Here is a 2259-nt window from a genome sequence, read left to right on the forward strand (position 1 = left end):
GTGCAGGTCGAGGTCTGACAGTTCCCTGCCTGTTAATTCCTCGAGCTCCGCCACGGAACCAACGCAGACGTAGTCACCTTGTCCGTCGGTCCATACCGGTAATGGAGTGCCCCAGAACCGCTCCCGCGACAGGGCCCAGTCGATGTTGTTCTCGAGCCAGTTGCCGAAGCGACCGTCCCGGATGTGATCGGGCACCCAGTTGATCGTCTGGTTGAGCTCGGCCATGCGGTCGCGGAACTTCGAGGTGCGGATGTACCAGGCGTTCTTTGCGTAGTAGAGAATCGGGTCGCCGGTACGCCAGCCGAAGGGATAGCTGTGCGTGTAGCGCTCTGAGCGGAACATCAGGCCGCGATCCTTGAGGATCCTGATGAGTGGCTTGTCCGCATCCTTGAAGAACATGCCTTTGACGGGCTCGACGGCGTCGACGAAGTTGCCGTCCAGGCCGACGCCATGGACGACGGGAAGACCGTGCTCCTGGCCGAACGCCAGGTCGTCCACGCCGTAAGCCGGCGCCGTATGGACGATACCGGTACCGTCTTCAGTGCTGACAAAATCAGCTGCAAGAACCGTAAACGCGTTCTCCGCGTCGACTTCGATGTAGTCGAACAGCTGCTCATACTTCAAGCCGACCAGGTCTTTGCCCTTGACGGTCCTGACGACCTCGTGCTCCTCGTCGCGGAACACCGAGTCGCGCAGCGCCTCGGCGACGATCAGCGTCTGGCCGTTGTGAGAGCAATAGCTGTAGTCGATATCCTCGCCTACCGCGAGCGCGAGGTTCGACGGCAGCGTCCACGGTGTCGTCGTCCAGACGAGGATGTACGTATCATCTGCATCTTCGAGTTTGAAGCGGACCGTGATCGACGGGTCTTCAGTGTCCTTGTAACCCTGTGCAAGTTCGTGCGACGAGAGTGTCGCGCCGATGCGCGGATCGTACGGCACGACCTTGTAGCCACGGTAGATCAGGTCCTTGTCCCAAATCCGCTGGAGAAGATTCCAGACCGACTCGATGTAGCTGTTGTCGAGCGTGTAGTAGGCTTCCTCGAGGTGTACCCAGAAGCCCATGCGTTCGGTCATCTTCTCCCAGTCGCCGATATAGCGCATGACCGATTCACGGCACAGACGGGTGAACTCGGCGACGCCGACCTTGGCTTCGATCTCGTCCTTGTCGTAGCTTTCGATCTTGCCCTCGGCCTTGAGGTGTTTCTCTACTTCGTGCTCCACGGGAAGGCCGTGAGTGTCCCAGCCGGCTTTGCGCGGCACGTAATAGCCGCGCATCGTCTTGTAGCGCGGAAACACGTCTTTGAACGCGCGCGCGAGCACGTGGTGAATGCCCGGTTTGCCGTTGGCCGTCGGCGGGCCCTCATTGAAACTGAATTGCGGCTTGCCCTCGGTCTGCCGGAGGGTCTTGTCGAACGTATCGTGCTCGCGCCAGAACGCCAGCACCTCCTCTTCGAGGGCCGGACCGTTGTAGCGGCCTGCAACTTCCTTAAACGCCAATGCTCTACTCCAAAAACGACTTCGCCCCGGACGCAATCTCTGCGCCCGGGGCGAATGAATTCATCGCGGTACCACCCGGATTCGTGGCCATGCCACCTCATGGGCATCCCGCCCGCCGTCCGTATCGTGGACCAGCCGGCTGCGTCTACTCATTGCTTTTCGGGCAGCGACTCCGGGGTGATATTCGGCGGATTCCGGCCCGGAGCTCTCACCATCCTCCAGTCGCTCAGGCCCGGACAGCCCGCTTACTCGTCCCCATCGACGTCTTGGAGCGCACATTAGCGGCGCAAAGCGCCAAAAACAAGGCTTTTGCCGCTGGAAATTCGCCATCAGTATCTTTATAGTTCCTTCAGCTTGAAGGTTCGCCAGATATTTATGCAAGCCACTTCGACGATCTACCCGTTCGTTCGACCTGAGTTCATAAGTAGCAGCAGAATTTCCAGCACACCCGGCCGCATGACGGCCATATCTACGTAGTGAATTAAACAGGTAAAAGAGTATGTCTACGACAACAGGAACGGTTAAGTGGTTTAACGAGTCGAAGGGCTTCGGCTTCATCGAGCAGGAAAATGGCCCGGACGTGTTTGCGCACTTCAGCCAGATCCAGGGCAGCGGCTTCAAGACGCTCGCCGAAGGCCAGAAGGTCGAGTTCACCGTGACCGAGGGTACGAAAGGCCCGCAGGCGGAGAACATCGTACCGGTCTGATTTCCAGCTGGTACAGATAAACAGGAAAGCGGGCTCTTCGGAGCCCGCTTTTTTTT

General features: G+C 58.9%; 2 protein-coding genes. One reads left to right on the forward strand and one right to left on the reverse strand.

Annotated elements, in window-relative coordinates; all coding sequences use genetic code 11:
* Nucleotides 1-1443, reverse strand: a 1443-nt coding sequence (locus tag HKN37_10945) for a class I tRNA ligase family protein (GenBank protein ID NNE47166.1), incomplete at its 3' end; no start/stop codon positions are given.
* Between the two features lie 553 nt (nucleotides 1444-1996).
* On the opposite strand from HKN37_10945, the gene HKN37_10950 reads away from it, so the two are divergent.
* The gene (locus HKN37_10950) at nucleotides 1997-2203 is read left to right on the forward strand and encodes a cold-shock protein (GenBank protein ID NNE47167.1); all 207 of its coding nucleotides are present in this window, start codon (nucleotides 1997-1999) and stop codon (nucleotides 2201-2203) included.
* The last annotated feature ends 56 nt before the right edge of the window (nucleotides 2204-2259 follow it).

It is taken from the genome of Rhodothermales bacterium (assembly GCA_013002345.1).
Lineage (GTDB): Bacteria > Bacteroidota > Rhodothermia > Rhodothermales > JABDKH01 > JABDKH01.